Raw genomic sequence first — 14,853 nt, 5'->3', positions numbered from 1 at the left:
GGCTGGAGCACTATCTACATCACAGGCAAAAAGCCTAAGGAGCTGTACGGCTTCCAAGTCCCTCCCTCGATGATCAGTCGAGAACTATCGCTTCTGTCGGAGCGATAGTCGAGATACAAGGAGCTGTCGAGTGCAACGAGGCTGCGATCTTTCCCCAGACACTTGAGTCTCAAGCAAAAGATCAAAAGATCAAAAGATCGCAGCCTTCGGCAGCTCCTACAGAGCCCAGCGGGAGCAAACTCCCGGAAGGCTTGAGGCGGCTTACTGCTCTTGCTTGAGCACCACCGGCGCCGGCGGTGGGCGCAGGCCGATTTCGGCGGTCAGCTTGAGTTCCTTGCCGTTGCGCATGACCTGGATCGTCACCTTGTCGGTGGGCTTGATCCGCGCCACCTGGTTCATCGAGCGGCGGCCATCGCCGGCCGGTTCGCCATCGATGCTCAGGATCACATCGCCCAGTTGCAGGCCGGCCTTTTGCGCCGGGCCGTCGCGGAAAATCCCCGCCACCACGATGCCGGGCCGCCCGGACAAGCCGAAGGACTCCGCCAGTTCCTGGGTCAGCGGCTGGACTTCAATGCCCAGCCAGCCGCGAATCACCTGGCCGTGTTCGATGATCGACTTCATTACTTCCATCGCCAGCTTCACCGGAATGGCGAAACCGATGCCTTGGCTGCCGCCGGACTTGGAGAATATCGCCGTGTTGATCCCCGTCAGGTTACCGTTGGCATCCACCAGCGCGCCGCCGGAGTTGCCGGGGTTGATCGCGGCGTCGGTCTGGATGAAATCCTCGTAGTTGTTCAGGCCCAACTGATTGCGCCCGGTGGCGCTGATGATGCCCATGGTCACGGTCTGGCCGACGCCGAACGGGTTGCCGATGGCCAGGGTCACGTCGCCGATGCGGATGCTGTCGGAGCGACCGATGGTGATGGCCGGCAGGTTCTTGAGGTCGATCTTCAGCACCGCGAGGTCGGTTTCCGGGTCGCTGCCAATCACCCGTGCCAGGGTTTCGCGGCCGTCCTTGAGGGCCACCACGATCTGGTCGGCACCGCTGGTGACATGGTTGTTGGTGAGGATATAGCCTTCCGGGCTCATGATCACACCCGACCCCAGGCTCGACTCCATGCGCTTCTGCTTGGGCGAGTTATCGCCGAAGAAGCGCCGGAATTGCGGGTCTTCGAACAACGGATAGTTGGGTTTGTTGATGACCTTGGTGGTGTACAGGTTCACCACCGCCGGCGCGGCGGTGGTCACGGCATCGGCATAGGACACCGGCCCCTGTTGCACCGCCTTGGTTTGCGGCGCCTGCTGCAAGTTGACGTCGAGGCTCGGCAGGCCAACCCATTCCGGGTAACGCTGGATAATCAGTAGAGCGACAAGCACGCCGGCCAATAGCGGCCAGCCGGAGAAACGCAGCGCCTTGAGCATTAAGCACGTCCTACAAAGGTTGCAGGCGGTATGAGACCGCCCATAATGTCGCGCATTATACGAGGCCGCGCGCGCCTCTGAACGGGATATTTAGGAGTCTTTTCATGGCCGTAGCCCTGAACACCCTGGTTGAAGAAGCGGAGCGTTACCTGGCCAGCAGCCGGATTACCGATTACTGCCCCAACGGGCTGCAGGTCGAAGGCGCGCCCCAGGTGATGCGTATTGTCAGTGGCGTCACCGCCAGCCAGGCCTTGCTTGACGCTGCCGTCGAGGCCGAGGCCGACCTGGTGCTGGTGCATCACGGTTATTTCTGGAAGGGCGAAAACCCTTGCATCACCGGCATGAAACAGCGTCGCCTCAAGACGTTGCTCAAGCATGACATCAGCCTGTTGGCCTATCACTTGCCGTTGGACCTGCACCCTGAGGTGGGCAACAACGTGCAATTGGCCCGCCAGTTGGACATCACCGTCGAGGGGCCGCTGGATCCGGACAACCCCAAGATTGTCGGCCTGGTCGGCTCCCTGTCCGAACCGATGACGGCGCGGGATTTCGCGCGCAAGGTCCAGCAAACCCTGGGCCGTGAGCCCTTGCTGATCGAAGGCGAGCAGATGATCCGCCGGGTCGGCTGGTGCACCGGTGGCGGCCAGGGCTATATCGATCAGGCGGTGCTGGCCGGCGTCGACCTGTTCCTCAGCGGCGAGGCGTCTGAGCAGACGTTCCACAGTGCGCGGGAAAATGGCATCAGCTTCATCGCCGCCGGGCATCATGCGACCGAACGCTATGGCGTCCAGGCGCTGGGTGACTACCTGGCGCGACGCTTTGCCCTGGAGCACATCTTCATCGATTGCCCGAATCCCATTTGATTCACTGATGAACCCTTGTGGGAGCGAGCCGGTGGGGGCATAGCTTGCTCGCGATGACGTCGGCACATGCAACGCCGCTATCGCGAGCAAGCTTTGCTTCCACAGGGTTCACTGCCTTCCACAGAGTCCACTGCAACGCCCGAACCGGCAGGCATATCCATATGCTGTTTCGATCTAGTTGGCGCCCTGATTAGAAGAGGTCGCTGTGCTAGGATTCCCCGCTCGAACACGGCCCGCTGGCCGTTCATAAGAATGTTTTCGTGAGTAGCCATGGTCGACAAACTGACGCATCTGAAACAGCTGGAGGCGGAAAGCATCCACATCATCCGCGAGGTGGCCGCCGAGTTCGATAACCCGGTGATGCTGTACTCCATCGGTAAAGACTCCGCCGTGATGCTGCACCTGGCACGCAAGGCGTTCTTCCCTGGCAAGCTGCCGTTTCCGGTGATGCACGTCGACACCCGCTGGAAATTCCAGGAAATGTACAAGTTCCGTGACCGCATGGTCGAAGAACTGGGCCTGGACCTGATCACCCATGTGAACCCGGACGGCGTGGCGCAGGGCATCAACCCATTCACCCACGGCAGTGCCAAGCACACCGATATCATGAAGACCGAAGGCCTCAAGCAGGCCTTGGATAAATATGGTTTCGACGCCGCCTTTGGCGGTGCCCGTCGCGATGAAGAGAAGTCCCGCGCCAAAGAGCGCGTGTACTCGTTCCGCGACAGCAAGCACCGTTGGGACCCGAAGAACCAGCGCCCGGAGCTGTGGAACGTCTACAACGGCAAGGTCAACAAGGGCGAGTCGATCCGCGTGTTCCCGCTGTCGAACTGGACCGAGCTGGACATCTGGCAGTACATCTACCTCGAAGGCATCCCGATCGTGCCGCTGTACTTTGCCGCCGAGCGTGAAGTGATCGAGAAGAACGGCACGCTGATCATGATCGACGACGAGCGCATCCTCGAGCACCTGTCCGACGAAGACAAAGCCCGTATCGTCAAAAAGAAAGTGCGTTTCCGTACTCTTGGCTGCTACCCGTTGACGGGCGCGGTGGAGTCCGAGGCCGAAAGCCTGACGGACATCATCCAGGAAATGCTCCTGACGCGAACTTCCGAGCGCCAGGGCCGGGTCATCGACCACGATGGCGCAGGCTCGATGGAAGATAAAAAACGTCAAGGTTATTTCTAAGGGGCTGTCATGTCGCATCAATCTGATTTGATCAGCGAGGACATCCTCGCCTACCTGGGCCAGCACGAGCGTAAAGAGCTGCTGCGCTTTTTGACCTGCGGTAACGTCGACGACGGCAAGAGCACCCTGATCGGGCGCCTGCTGCACGACTCCAAGATGATCTACGAAGATCACCTGGAAGCCATCACCCGCGATTCGAAGAAAGTCGGCACCACCGGTGACGATATCGACCTGGCGTTGCTGGTCGACGGTCTGCAGGCCGAGCGCGAGCAAGGCATCACCATCGATGTCGCGTACCGCTATTTCTCCACCGCCAAGCGTAAATTCATCATCGCCGATACCCCCGGCCATGAGCAGTACACCCGCAACATGGCCACCGGTGCCTCCACCTGTGACCTGGCGATCATCCTGGTGGATGCCCGCTACGGCGTGCAGACCCAGACCCGTCGCCACAGCTTCATCGCCTCGTTGCTGGGCATCAAGCACATCGTCGTGGCCATCAACAAGATGGACCTCAAGGACTTCGACCAGGGCGTGTTCGAGTCGATCAAGGCCGACTACCTGCAGTTCGCCGAAGGCTTGAAGATGAAGCCCACCAGCATGCACTTCGTGCCGATGTCCGCCCTCAAGGGCGACAACGTGGTGAACAAGTCCGAGCGTTCGCCGTGGTACACCGGTCAGTCGCTGATGGAGATTCTCGAGACCGTGGAAGTGGCGGGCGACCGTAACTTCACCGATCTGCGTTTCCCCGTGCAGTACGTCAACCGTCCGAACCTGAACTTCCGCGGTTTCGCCGGTACCCTCGCCAGCGGCATCGTGCACAAGGGCGACGAAGTGGTGGTGCTGCCGTCGGGCAAGAGCAGCCGCGTGAAATCCATCGTCACCTTCGAAGGCGAGCTGGAACATGCAGGTCCTGGTCAGGCGGTAACGCTGACCATGGAAGACGAGATCGACATCTCCCGTGGCGACCTGCTGGTGCATGCCGACAACGTGCCGCCGGTCACCGACAGCTTCGAAGCGATGCTGGTGTGGATGGCCGAAGAGCCGATGCTGCCGGGCAAGAAATACGACATCAAGCGTGCCACCAGCTACGTGCCGGGCTCGATTTCCAGCATCGTCAACAAGGTGGATGTGAACACCCTTGAAGAAGGTCCGGCCAGCGCGTTGCAGCTCAACGAAATCGGCCAAGTGAAAATCGCCCTGGATGCGCCGATCGCCCTGGACGGTTACGAGAGCAACCGCACCACCGGCGCGTTCATCGTCATCGATCGCCTGACCAACGGCACGGTCGGTGCCGGCATGATCGTCGCCCAGCCGCTGGTTCATGGCAGCAGCACGCACCACGGCAAACTGGCCCATGTGTCGGTGGAAGAACGCGCCCAGCGCTTCGGCCAGCAGCCGGCCACGGTCTTGTTCAGTGGCCTGTCGGGCGCTGGCAAAAGCACGCTGGCCTATGCGGTTGAGCGCAAGTTGTTCGACTCGGGCCGTGCGGTCTTTGTCCTCGATGGCCAGAACCTGCGTCATGACCTGAACAAGGGCTTGCCGCAGGATCGCGCCGGGCGTACCGAGAACTGGCGCCGTGCGGCTCACGTCGCCCGTCAGTTCAACGAAGCCGGCCTGCTGACCCTCGCCGCGTTTGTCGCCCCGGATGCCGAAGGCCGCGAACAGGCCAAGGCACTGATCGGCAAGGAGCGTCTGCTGACGGTCTACGTCCAGGCCTCGCCAACGGTGTGTGCCCAGCGTGATCCGCAAGGGTTGTATGCTGCCGCCGGCGACAATATCCCAGGCGAATCCTTCCCGTATGACGTGCCGTTGGATGCCGACCTGGTGATCGACACCCAGTCGCTGACACTGGAAGAGAGCGTCAAGCAGGTGCTGGATCTGCTGCGCAAGCGTGGGGCGATCTAAGGCCAGCCGCTGTAACAAAAAGCCCGCCGATGAGTGATCATCTGCGGGCTTTTTCACTCCTCTATGGAACACCCCGCTCCCACAATGGGAAGTTAGTGGTGGTTTGGATACTCCCGATGCATCTGCGCAAGCAACGCATCCTTGTCCTGCCACAACTGGTTGATCCAGCCCTGGAACTCCAGGCGATACACACCGTCCTGATCGTAGTTCTTGCCAATGAACTGCGGTGGGATCTTCAGCGCCTGGAAATGCACCACCACCTCCCCAACGTTGCCGCAGAGCAAATCCCAATACCCCGGGTGACCGCCCGGATAATGAATGGTCACGTTGATGATCGACTCCAGTTGCTCACCCATGGCATCGAGCACAAACGCGATGCCCCCGGCCTTGGGCTTGAGCAGGTGGCGAAACGGTGACTGCTGCTGGGCATGTTTGCCTTCGGTGAAGCGCGTGCCTTCGACAAAATTGAAAATTCCCACGGGGTTGTCGCGAAACTTCGCGCAGGTCTTGCGGGTGGTTTCCAGGTCCTTGCCTTTCTTTTCCGGATGCTTTTCCAGGTAAGCCTTGGAGTAGCGCTTCATGAACGGGAACCCCAGCGCCCACCAGGCCAAGCCGATCACCGGTACCCAGATCAGTTCCTGCTTGAGAAAGAACTTCAACGGCCGGATGCGCCGGTTCAGCACGTACTGCAACACCATGATGTCGACCCAGCTCTGGTGGTTACTGGTGATCAGGTACGAATGCTGGTAGTCCAGACCCTCCAGGCCGCTGAGGTGCCAGCGGGTACGACGCAGCAGGTTCATCCAGGCCTTGTTGTTGCTGATCCAGGCTTCGTGGATGTGGCCCATCAACCAGTTGGTGAAGCGCTGGGCGGTGGGGAAGGGCAGCAACAGCTTGAAAATCGCCACGATGAACAGCGGCGTGCAGCAGGCGATGGTGTTCAGCGCCAACAGCAGCGAGGCAATGACGCCGCGCAAAGGAGCAGGCAAGAAGTCCAGCATTTAAATATCCAAAGGTCGGTTGGCGGCTTGGATCGCGGTCAGGGCGATGGTGTACACGATGTCGTCGACCTGGGCGCCGCGTGGCAAGTCATTCACCGGTTTGCGCAAGCCTTGCAGCATCGGCCCGAGGCTGACGCAATCGGCGCTGCGCTGCACGGCCTTGTGGGTCGTGTTGCCGGTGTTGAGGTCCGGGAAGATGAACACCGTCGCCCGGCCGGCCACCTGGCTGTTGGGCGCCAATTGCCGTGCCACGGTTTCGTTGGCGGCAGCGTCGTATTGCAGCGGACCATCGATCAGCAGGCCGTGCTGGGCCTCGTGGGCCAGCAGGGTGGCTTCGCGAACTTTTTCCACTTCTTCGCCACTGGCCGATTCGTCGCTGGAGTAACTGAGCATCGCCACCCGTGGCGTGATGCCGAAAGCGGCGGCCGAGTCGGCACTTTGCAGGGCAATTTCCGCCAGCTCCGCAGCGCTGGGGTGCGGGTTCATCACGCAGTCGCCGTAGACCAGCACTTCTTCGGGAAACAGCATGAAAAACACCGAGGACACCAGCGAGCACCCTGGCGCGGTCTTGATCAGTTGCAGGGCCGGACGGATGGTGTTGGCGGTGGAGTGGATGAGTCCCGATACCAGCCCGTCCACTTCGTCCAGGGCCAGCATCATGGTGCCGATGACCACGGTGTCTTCCAATTGCTGCTCGGCCATCGGCGCGTTCAGGCTCTTGCTCTTGCGCAACCTCACCATGGGTTCGACATAGCGCTCGCGAATCGAATCCGGATCGAGGATCTCCAGCCCCGGCGGCAGTTCGATGCCTTGGGCGCGGGCTACCGCTTCGACGTCAGCCGGTTTGGCCAGCAACACGCAGCGGGCAATGCCCCGGGCCTGGCAAATGGCGGCGGCCTGGACGGTCAACGGTTCGCTGCCTTCGGGCAGCACGATGCGTTTGTTGGCGGCCTGGGCGCGTTGGATCAACTGATAGCGGAACACCGCTGGCGACAGGCGCATTTCCCGTGGTGTGCCGCAGCGCTGGTGCAACCATCTGGCGTCGAGGTGGCTGGCGACAAAATCGGTGATGATCTCCGCACGTTCACGGTCATCGATGGGGATTTCCTTGTTCAGGCCGTTGAGCAGGTTGGCGGTGTCATAGGAGCCGGTGCTCACCGACAGTACCGGCAGCCCCGCCTGCAAGGCGCCGCGACACAAGTCCATGATACGCGGGTCGGGCAGGGTGTCGCTGGTCAGCAGCAGGCCGGCCAGCGGCACGCCGTTGATCGCTGCCAGGCTCACGGCCAGGATGATGTCGTCGCGATCACCGGGGGTCACCACCAGCACGCCGGGCTTGAGCAGTTCCACGGTGTTGCGCATGGTGCGGGCGCAAATGATGATGTTGCTCATGCGCCGGGTTTCGTAGTCGCCGGCATTGAGCACCTGCGCGCCCATCAGGTCGGCCACGTCACGGGTGCGCGGGGCGTTGAGTTCGGGGCGAAACGGGATGCAACCGAGGAGGCGGAAATCGCCGCTGCGCAGCAAGGGCGAGTGCTCCTTGAGCCGCGCGGAAAACGCCTCCATGCTTTCGTCGGTGCGAACCTTGTTCAGGATCACCCCGAGGACTTTCGGGTCCTTTGGCCCGCCAAACAACTGCGCCTGCAGTTCTACCCGGCCAGACAGTTCGGTCAGCACTTCGTTTTCCGGCGCCGACACCAGGATGACCTCGGCGTCCAGGCTCTTGGCCAGGTGCAGGTTGACCCGCGCGGCATAGCTGGCGTTGCGGGTCGGGACCATGCCTTCGACGACCAGCACGTCCTTGCCGATGGCCGCTTGCTGGTAAAGGGTGATGATTTCTTCCAGCAGCTCATCGAGCTGGCCGTCGCCGAGCATGCGCTCGACGTGCGCCAGGCCCAGGGGCTGCGGCGGCTTGAGGCCATGGGTGCGGGCCACCAACTCGGTGGAGCGTTCTGGCCCGGTGTCGCCGGGGTGAGGCTGGGCAATGGGTTTGAAGAAGCCGACTTTCAGCCCGGCCCGTTCAAGGGTACGCACCAGCCCGAGGCTGATGGAGGTCAGGCCCACACCAAAATCGGTGGGCGCGATAAAAAAAGTTTGCATGCGGATTCCCTGGAGGTGCATGGCAAGGCGCGGCCTATGACTGGCCGTCTACCGTCAAATTCAGTCGTTAAGGTTATCGCTAACCGGGGCCTGTGCGCACCAGCCGCAGTCAAAGGGCTGACCTATTTTTTCAATGCGTTGCGCCGGGTCCAGTACCCACGCCCGGGACTGCCATGGTGGCTGGTGACGCAGATGCTGGGTATGGCCGCAGGACAGCTCGGCCACCCAGTGCCCATCTTCGTCCTGATGGAAACCGGTGACCGTCGGTCTGTTCGAGTAGGGCCGTTTGTCCGGGTTCCGTTCGCTTTCGGGCAAATCCTTGTTTAGACTTGTCCGTTCTTCATTCTTATGCAAAAGGTCTCGCCCCATGCTGATCGCCGCCAATAAGGCTGTCTCCATCGACTATACCCTGACCAACGACGCTGGTGAGGTCATCGACAGCTCTGCCGGCGGCGCTCCGCTGGTCTACCTGCATGGCGCAGGCAACATCATTCCGGGCTTGGAAAAAGCCCTGGAAGGCAAAACGGTCGGTGACGACCTGAACGTTACCGTCGAGCCGGAAGACGCCTATGGCGAGTACTCCGCCGAACTGGTCAGCACCCTGAGCCGCAGCATGTTCGAAGGCGTCGATGAGTTGGAAGTGGGCATGCAGTTCCACGCCTCGGCACCCGATGGCCAGATGCAGATCGTCACCATTCGCGACCTGGATGGCGACGATGTCACCGTTGACGGCAACCACCCGTTGGCTGGCCAGCGCTTGAACTTCAAGGTCAAGATCGTCGACATTCGTGACGCCAGCCAGGAAGAAATTGCCCATGGTCACGTCCATGGCGAAGGCGGCCATCACCACTGATTTGTGCGCTACGCTCAAATGACCAGTGAACTGGAAAGGCGCCATACGGCGCCTTTTTAGTCGGTTGCTGTTAGCATCACCCATGGCTGTTTCGAAAAGATCCGCAAACCTGGAGTTCGTCATGAGTGCTTTCCACGACCTTAAACTCAAAGCCCTGGATGGTCAGGAGCTTGCTCTGGCGCCATTCAAGGGGCAAGTCGTGCTGGTGGTCAACGTCGCCTCCAAATGTGGCCTGACGCCTCAGTACGCGGCGCTGGAAAATCTCTATCAGCAATACAAGGCCAAGGGGTTCAGCGTACTGGGCTTGCCCTGCAATCAGTTCGCCGGGCAGGAACCGGGGACCGAACAGGACATCCAGGATTTTTGCAGCCTCAACTACGGCGTGACGTTCCCGCTGTCCAGCAAGCTGGACGTGAACGGTCATGATCGTCACCAGTTGTACCGTCTGCTGGCGGGCGAGGGGGCAGAGTTTCCCGGGGACATTACCTGGAACTTCGAAAAATTCCTGCTCGGCAAGGACGGCCGGGTGCTGGCGCGTTTCTCACCGCGTACGGTGCCGGATGATCCTGTCGTGATCCAGGCGATTGAAAAAGCGTTGGCTTGATCCCCCAGAATTTTCAGATGTAGGAGCTGCCGAAGGCTGCGATTTTTTGATCTTTCGTTTGAGGCTCAGGTGTCAGGGGGAAGATCGCAGCCTCGTTGCACTCGACAGCTCCTACGCAGCTCCTACGCAGCTCCTACGCAGCTCCTACGCAGCTCCTACGCAGCTCCTACGCAGCTCCTACGCAGCTCCTACGCAGCTCCTACACAGATCCTACGCAGTTCCTTGTAGCTTCCTTTTGATCCCTAATCATTCACATCAATAGTGCTACCCAGCACACACCAGGCTCCATATTATCATCGTCATATCCGACCTGTGACTGCGTCCCGTGGAGTGCCCCATGCCTGCAAAAGCCCTGTTCAAACCCTTCCACCTCGGCGCGTTCGAGTTACCGACCCGGGTGGTGATGGCGCCGATGACCCGTTCCTTTTCGCCGGGCGGCGTGCCCAATGCCAAGGTCATCGAGTATTACCGTCGCCGTGCGGCGGCCGGGGTCGGCCTGATCATCACCGAGGGCACGACGGTGGGGCACAAGGCTTCCAACGGCTACCCGAACGTGCCGCATTTCTATGGCGACGCCGCGCTGGCCGGCTGGAAGAAAGTGGTGGATGCGGTGCATGCCGAAGGCGGCAAGATCGTTCCACAGCTGTGGCATGTGGGCAGTGTGCGCCGCATCGGCACCGAGCCGGACGCCAGCGTGCCCGGCTATGGCCCGAGCGAAAAGCTCAAGGACGGTCAGGTGATGGTCCACGGCATGACCCAGTCGGACATAAACGACGTCATCGCCGCCTTCGCCCAAGCGGCAAAAGACGCCAAGATCATCGGCATGGACGGGGTGGAGATCCACGGCGCGCACGGTTACCTGGTGGACCAGTTCTTCTGGGAAGGCAGTAATCAACGCACCGACGGTTACGGCGGCAGCCTGGCCAACCGCTCGCGCTTTGCGATCGAATTGATTCGCGCCGTGCGCGCGGCGGTGGGTGAGGGCTTCCCGATCATTTTCCGTTTTTCCCAATGGAAGCAGCAGGACTACGCCGCGCGCTTGGTGCAGACCCCTGAAGCCTTGGGCGAATTCCTCAAGCCGTTGTCCGAAGCGGGTGTGGATATTTTCCACTGTTCGACGCGACGCTTCTGGGAGCCAGAGTTCGAAGGCTCCGAGCTGAACCTGGCGGGCTGGACCCGCAAGCTCACCGGCAAGCCCACCATCACCGTGGGCAGCGTCGGCCTGGATGGCGAGTTCCTGCAGTTCATGGTCAACACCGACAAGGTCGCGCAACCGGCCAGCCTGGAAAAGCTGCTGGAGCGTTTGAACAACGATGAGTTCGACCTGGTGGCGGTGGGGCGTGCGCTGTTGGTGGACCCGGACTGGGCGCAAAAAGTCCGTGAAGGGCGGGAGCAGGAGATCTTGCCGTTCAGTCGCGAGGCGTTGATGACATTGGTTTAAGCGGCGCCTTGTAGGGCCTCATCGCGGGCAAGCCTTGCTCCCACAGAGTTGTCAGTCGTTCACGCATGATGTGTTCACGGGAGACTAATGTGGGAGCAAGGCTTGCCCGCGATGCTTTTCAGCGTGGCGACACGGCCTGGGGCAGCGACGAATCGACCTGGCAAACCCCGCGCAACTGCGCCTCGAATTGCTCGATCACCGACGCCCAGCCTTGGCGACTGGCATGCTGGCGCGCATTGAGCCGCACGCAACGCAAGGTCTCGCGCTGCTCCAGCAGCCAACGGGCCGCATCGCAGAACGCCTCTTCATCCCCCGGCATTGCCAGCACGCCGTTATAGCCGTGGCGAATATGTTGGGCTGCTGCAGCCTGATCGTAGGCCACCACGCCCAGACCGGACGCCAGCGCCTCCAACACCACATTGCCGAAGGTTTCGGTCAGGCTCGGAAAGACAAACACATCCCCGCAAGCAAAATGGCTGGCCAGGGCCTCGCCGCGTTGCGAGCCGCAGAAGATCGCCTCGGGCAGTGCCTGCTCCAGCGCGGAGCGCTGCGGGCCGTCGCCGACCACCACCAGCTTCAGCCGTCGATCCGGAAAAGCGTTGCACAGCGTGTCGAAACTGCGCTTGAGCAACCCGAGGTTCTTCTCCGGGGCCAGGCGGCCGACATGAAGCACTGCGATGTCATCGTCGCCCAGGCCCCATGCTTCGCGCAGGCTCGCCGAGCGCTTGACCGGATGAAACAGTTGGCTGTCCACGCCGCGAGACAGCAGCGCCACGCGCTCGAAATGTCGTCGCTCCAGTTCCAGGCGCTGGCTGACGCTGGGCACCAGGGTCAGGCTGGAGCGATTGTGAAACCAGCGCAGGTAATGAGTGAGCACGCGGCTCAACAGCCCGAGGCCGTACTGCTGGGTGTATTGCTGGAAATTGGTGTGGAAGCCGCTGACCACTGAAATACCCAAGCGTCGTGCCGCGCGCAGTGCCGACAAACCCAGCGGCCCTTCTGTGGCGATGTAGAGCACGTCCGGACGATGGCGTTTCCAGCGTCTGAGCAGCTTGTGCATCGACGCCTGGCCCCACTGCAAACCCGGATAGCCCGGTAACGGCCAGCCCCGGCACAGCAGCAACTGGTCGTCACTGGCCTGGCGTTGCTCGTCGGCCTGGCGAGGCCGTATCAGCTCGACCTGATGCCCACGGGCGCGCAGGCCGTCGTACAGGCGGCCCAGGGTATTGGCCACGCCATTGATTTCCGGCGGGAAGGTTTCGGTGATCAGGGTAATGTGCAGGGGTGTGGTCATGACCCCAGTGTCGACCGGGGCCATTTCGTCATTGTGACGCCAGGATGATGGATTTGTGACAGCTCAGCCCTGCCGGGCCACCGCGGTCTCGGCGCCTTGCTCACGGACCCAGAACAACGTTGCCCCGGCCACCGCTGCCGGCATCATCAGGATGTTCACCACCGGGATCAGCAGCACCAGGTACACGCTGGCGCCAAAGCCCAGGCTCTGCCAGCGTTTTTCCCGCAGCCAGGCGAGCATTTCGTTCCAGCCTAGCTTGTGGTTGTCCGCCGGGTAGTCGATGTACTGGATCGCCATCATCCACATGCCGAACAGCAGCCACAGCGGTGCCGCCACCAGATTGACCACAGGGATGAACGACAGCAGGAACAGCCCCAGGGCGCGAGGCAGGAAATAGCCGAGCTTGCGCGCTTCCCGGCCGAGGGTCCGCGGGATCATGGCGATCAACTCGGCCCAACTGAAGGTCGGGAAGTCGTCGGTGCCACGGATGACCACTTCGACTTTTTCCGCGAGAAAGCCGTTGAACGGTGCTGCGATGATGTTGGCGAGCATGGTGAAGGTGAAAAACACCATCAGCACGACGAGCACCACGAACAGTGGCCAGAGCACATAGCTGAGGAAACTCAGCGACTCTGGCAGGGACGGCATCAGGGTATCGACCCACAGGCTGAACTGATGGCCGGCCAGGTAAATCAATCCGACGAACAGGACCAGGTTGATCGCCAGGGGCAAGAGTACGAACAGGCGCAGGCCCGGGCTCAAGACCAGATTGAGGCCTTCTCGCAAATATTGCGGGCCGGACAGGGCGGGGGCAGGCATAGGCGGCTCCGAGCGAAGGTGAACGCGCCGACCTTACCGGCTTTGCCCCGCCCGGGAAAGCGGCGACATGGCGTGTAACAACGTTTCTTGAGGCGAAGGCGCCTATCGATGGGGCCGCCGGGGATAGAGCTCACCTATGAGCTGGATTGTTAAACCGTATTTCCTTAATCTTCGCTCCCTCGATACGCTGCACCCATTCTTTTCAGGACTGTCGGACCAAAGCCTTCCCCAAGTGCGGCAACAGTCCCTTTTTATTTGCGCCGCTCACCCGGCGTTCCGGCCCGCCAGGTCCGGTCAACAGGAGTAGGTCATGTCTGAAGTGCGTCATTCGCGAGTGATTATTCTCGGTTCCGGCCCTGCCGGTTACAGCGCTGCGGTTTATGCCGCCCGTGCCAACCTCAAGCCGTTGCTGATTACCGGCATGCAAGCCGGCGGTCAATTGACCACCACCACCGAAGTCGACAACTGGCCGGGCGACGTCCACGGGCTGACCGGCCCAGTGTTGATGGAGCGAATGAAAGAGCACGCCGAGCGCTTCGAGACCGAGATCGTTTTCGATCACATCAATGCCGTGGATTTCGCCGCCAAGCCATACACCCTGACCGGCGACAGCGCGACCTACACCTGCGATGCCCTGATCATCGCTACCGGCGCCAGCGCTCGTTACCTGGGCCTGCCGTCGGAAGAAACCTTCATGGGCAAAGGTGTTTCGGCCTGCGCCACCTGCGACGGCTTCTTCTACCGCAACAAGCCAGTGGCGGTGGTCGGTGGCGGCAACACCGCGGTCGAGGAAGCGCTGTACCTGGCCAATATCGCCAGCACGGTCACCTTGATCCACCGTCGTGAAACCTTCCGCGCCGAGAAGATCCTGATCGACAAGCTCAATGCCCGCGTCGCCGAAGGCAAGATCATCCTCAAGCTCAACGCGACCCTGGACGAAGTGCTGGGCGACAACATGGGCGTGACCGGTGCTCGCCTGAAGAACAACGACGGCAGCTTCGACGAGATCAAGGTTGACGGCGTCTTCATCGCCATCGGCCACACCCCGAACACCTCGCTGTTCGAAGGCCAGCTGGAACTCAAGGACGGCTACCTGGTGGTCAAGGGCGGCCGCGACGGCAACGCCACTGCCACCAGCGTCGAAGGTATCTTCGCGGCCGGTGACGTGGCCGACCACGTCTACCGCCAGGCGATCACCTCGGCCGGTGCCGGTTGCATGGCAGCCTTGGACACCGAGCGCTACCTCGATGGCCTGCAGAACGCTTCGTTCTGATTCAGCGGGCACAAAAAAACCGGCTTCGGCCGGTTTTTTAATGGGTGGGTATTAATACATCCTGCGGGAAACCCTTGTGGGAGCGAG

13 protein-coding genes are annotated in these 14,853 nt (G+C 61.3%); 7 read left to right on the top strand and 6 right to left on the bottom strand.

Translation table 11 applies throughout. The annotated features are described in order from the left end of the window. Positions 1-261 precede the first annotated feature (261 nt). Positions 262-1,422, bottom strand: coding sequence for a Do family serine endopeptidase AlgW (algW, locus tag AACY31_RS21735; RefSeq protein ID WP_339477827.1), 1,161 nt, complete (start codon positions 1,420-1,422; stop codon positions 262-264). Between the two features lie 104 nt (positions 1,423-1,526). Between algW and AACY31_RS21730 the strand changes: the two genes are divergently transcribed. The 3 genes from AACY31_RS21730 to cysN all read left to right on the top strand — a co-directional run bounded on the left by AACY31_RS21730 (position 1,527) and on the right by cysN (position 5,381). Continuing rightward, positions 1,527-2,285, top strand: a complete 759-nt coding sequence (locus AACY31_RS21730; RefSeq protein WP_339505063.1) for a Nif3-like dinuclear metal center hexameric protein — start codon at positions 1,527-1,529, stop codon at positions 2,283-2,285. A 270-nt stretch (positions 2,286-2,555) separates the two neighbouring features. Continuing rightward, the gene (gene cysD / locus AACY31_RS21725) at positions 2,556-3,473 is read left to right on the top strand and encodes a sulfate adenylyltransferase subunit CysD (protein WP_003178041.1); all 918 of its coding nucleotides are present in this window, start codon (positions 2,556-2,558) and stop codon (positions 3,471-3,473) included. 9 nt (positions 3,474-3,482) lie between these two features. Then, positions 3,483-5,381, top strand: a complete 1,899-nt coding sequence (gene cysN, locus AACY31_RS21720; protein ID WP_339477831.1) for a sulfate adenylyltransferase subunit CysN — start codon at positions 3,483-3,485, stop codon at positions 5,379-5,381. A gap of 92 nt (positions 5,382-5,473) precedes the next feature. Here cysN and AACY31_RS21715 read toward each other — a convergent pair whose 3' ends face one another. Genes AACY31_RS21715 through AACY31_RS21705 form a run of 3 tightly spaced genes read right to left on the bottom strand, consistent with a single transcriptional unit; the run spans position 5,474 to position 8,881 of the window. Beyond that, a complete protein-coding gene (locus AACY31_RS21715) occupies positions 5,474-6,382 on the bottom strand; it encodes an acyltransferase (protein WP_339477833.1) in 909 nt (302 codons plus the stop codon). Next, positions 6,383-8,482: a phosphate acetyltransferase gene (gene pta, locus AACY31_RS21710; RefSeq protein ID WP_339477836.1), complete on the bottom strand. Its 2,100-nt coding sequence runs from the start codon at positions 8,480-8,482 to the stop codon at positions 6,383-6,385. A 60-nt stretch (positions 8,483-8,542) separates the two neighbouring features. Beyond that, positions 8,543-8,881, bottom strand: coding sequence for a DUF3565 domain-containing protein (locus AACY31_RS21705; RefSeq protein ID WP_339477838.1), 339 nt, complete (start codon positions 8,879-8,881; stop codon positions 8,543-8,545). Here AACY31_RS21705 and AACY31_RS21700 point away from each other — a divergent pair. From AACY31_RS21700 to AACY31_RS21690, 3 genes are all read left to right on the top strand, one after another. Then, positions 8,850-9,335 carry an FKBP-type peptidyl-prolyl cis-trans isomerase gene (locus AACY31_RS21700; RefSeq protein ID WP_339477840.1) on the top strand — a complete coding sequence of 162 codons (486 nt, stop codon included), beginning with the start codon at positions 8,850-8,852 and terminating at the stop codon, positions 9,333-9,335. The two genes, AACY31_RS21705 and AACY31_RS21700, sit on opposite strands and share 32 nt — an antisense overlap. A gap of 121 nt (positions 9,336-9,456) precedes the next feature. Then, complete coding sequence (locus tag AACY31_RS21695; protein WP_339477843.1) at positions 9,457-9,939, top strand: glutathione peroxidase; 483 nt, start codon at positions 9,457-9,459, stop codon at positions 9,937-9,939. A 337-nt stretch (positions 9,940-10,276) separates the two neighbouring features. Beyond that, on the top strand, positions 10,277-11,380 hold the full coding sequence (locus tag AACY31_RS21690; protein ID WP_339477845.1) for an NADH:flavin oxidoreductase: 1,104 nt from the start codon (positions 10,277-10,279) through the stop codon (positions 11,378-11,380). Positions 11,381-11,498: 118 nt separating this feature from the next. Here AACY31_RS21690 and AACY31_RS21685 read toward each other — a convergent pair whose 3' ends face one another. Continuing rightward, positions 11,499-12,698, bottom strand: coding sequence for a glycosyltransferase family 4 protein (locus AACY31_RS21685; protein ID WP_339477847.1), 1,200 nt, complete (start codon positions 12,696-12,698; stop codon positions 11,499-11,501). A 39-nt stretch (positions 12,699-12,737) separates the two neighbouring features. Further along, positions 12,738-13,493, bottom strand: coding sequence for a sulfate transporter CysZ (gene cysZ, locus AACY31_RS21680; RefSeq protein ID WP_339477850.1), 756 nt, complete (start codon positions 13,491-13,493; stop codon positions 12,738-12,740). Positions 13,494-13,803: 310 nt separating this feature from the next. Between cysZ and trxB the strand changes: the two genes are divergently transcribed. After that, positions 13,804-14,766 (top strand): thioredoxin-disulfide reductase, encoded by a 963-nt coding sequence (gene trxB / locus AACY31_RS21675; protein WP_339477853.1) that lies wholly within the window; start codon positions 13,804-13,806, stop codon positions 14,764-14,766. The last annotated feature ends 87 nt before the right edge of the window (positions 14,767-14,853 follow it).

This window comes from Pseudomonas sp. RL_105y_Pfl2_101, assembly GCF_963970585.1.
Classification (GTDB): domain Bacteria; phylum Pseudomonadota; class Gammaproteobacteria; order Pseudomonadales; family Pseudomonadaceae; genus Aquipseudomonas.
Note: the sequence above shows the minus strand (reverse complement) of the source record. Positions and strands in the feature narration are given on the sequence as shown.

Coding starts and splice junctions, on each gene's coding strand:
- algW (WP_339477827.1), bottom strand. CDS start 1,422: ATGCTCAAGGCGCTGCGTTTCTCCGGCTGGCCGCTATTGGCCGGCGTG.
- AACY31_RS21730 (WP_339505063.1), top strand. CDS start 1,527: ATGGCCGTAGCCCTGAACACCCTGGTTGAAGAAGCGGAGCGTTACCTG.
- cysD (WP_003178041.1), top strand. CDS start 2,556: ATGGTCGACAAACTGACGCATCTGAAACAGCTGGAGGCGGAAAGCATC.
- cysN (WP_339477831.1), top strand. CDS start 3,483: ATGTCGCATCAATCTGATTTGATCAGCGAGGACATCCTCGCCTACCTG.
- AACY31_RS21715 (WP_339477833.1), bottom strand. CDS start 6,382: ATGCTGGACTTCTTGCCTGCTCCTTTGCGCGGCGTCATTGCCTCGCTG.
- pta (WP_339477836.1), bottom strand. CDS start 8,482: ATGCAAACTTTTTTTATCGCGCCCACCGATTTTGGTGTGGGCCTGACC.
- AACY31_RS21700 (WP_339477840.1), top strand. CDS start 8,850: ATGCTGATCGCCGCCAATAAGGCTGTCTCCATCGACTATACCCTGACC.
- AACY31_RS21705 (WP_339477838.1), bottom strand. CDS start 8,881: ATGGAGACAGCCTTATTGGCGGCGATCAGCATGGGGCGAGACCTTTTG.
- AACY31_RS21695 (WP_339477843.1), top strand. CDS start 9,457: ATGAGTGCTTTCCACGACCTTAAACTCAAAGCCCTGGATGGTCAGGAG.
- AACY31_RS21690 (WP_339477845.1), top strand. CDS start 10,277: ATGCCTGCAAAAGCCCTGTTCAAACCCTTCCACCTCGGCGCGTTCGAG.
- AACY31_RS21685 (WP_339477847.1), bottom strand. CDS start 12,698: ATGGCCCCGGTCGACACTGGGGTCATGACCACACCCCTGCACATTACC.
- cysZ (WP_339477850.1), bottom strand. CDS start 13,493: ATGCCTGCCCCCGCCCTGTCCGGCCCGCAATATTTGCGAGAAGGCCTC.
- trxB (WP_339477853.1), top strand. CDS start 13,804: ATGTCTGAAGTGCGTCATTCGCGAGTGATTATTCTCGGTTCCGGCCCT.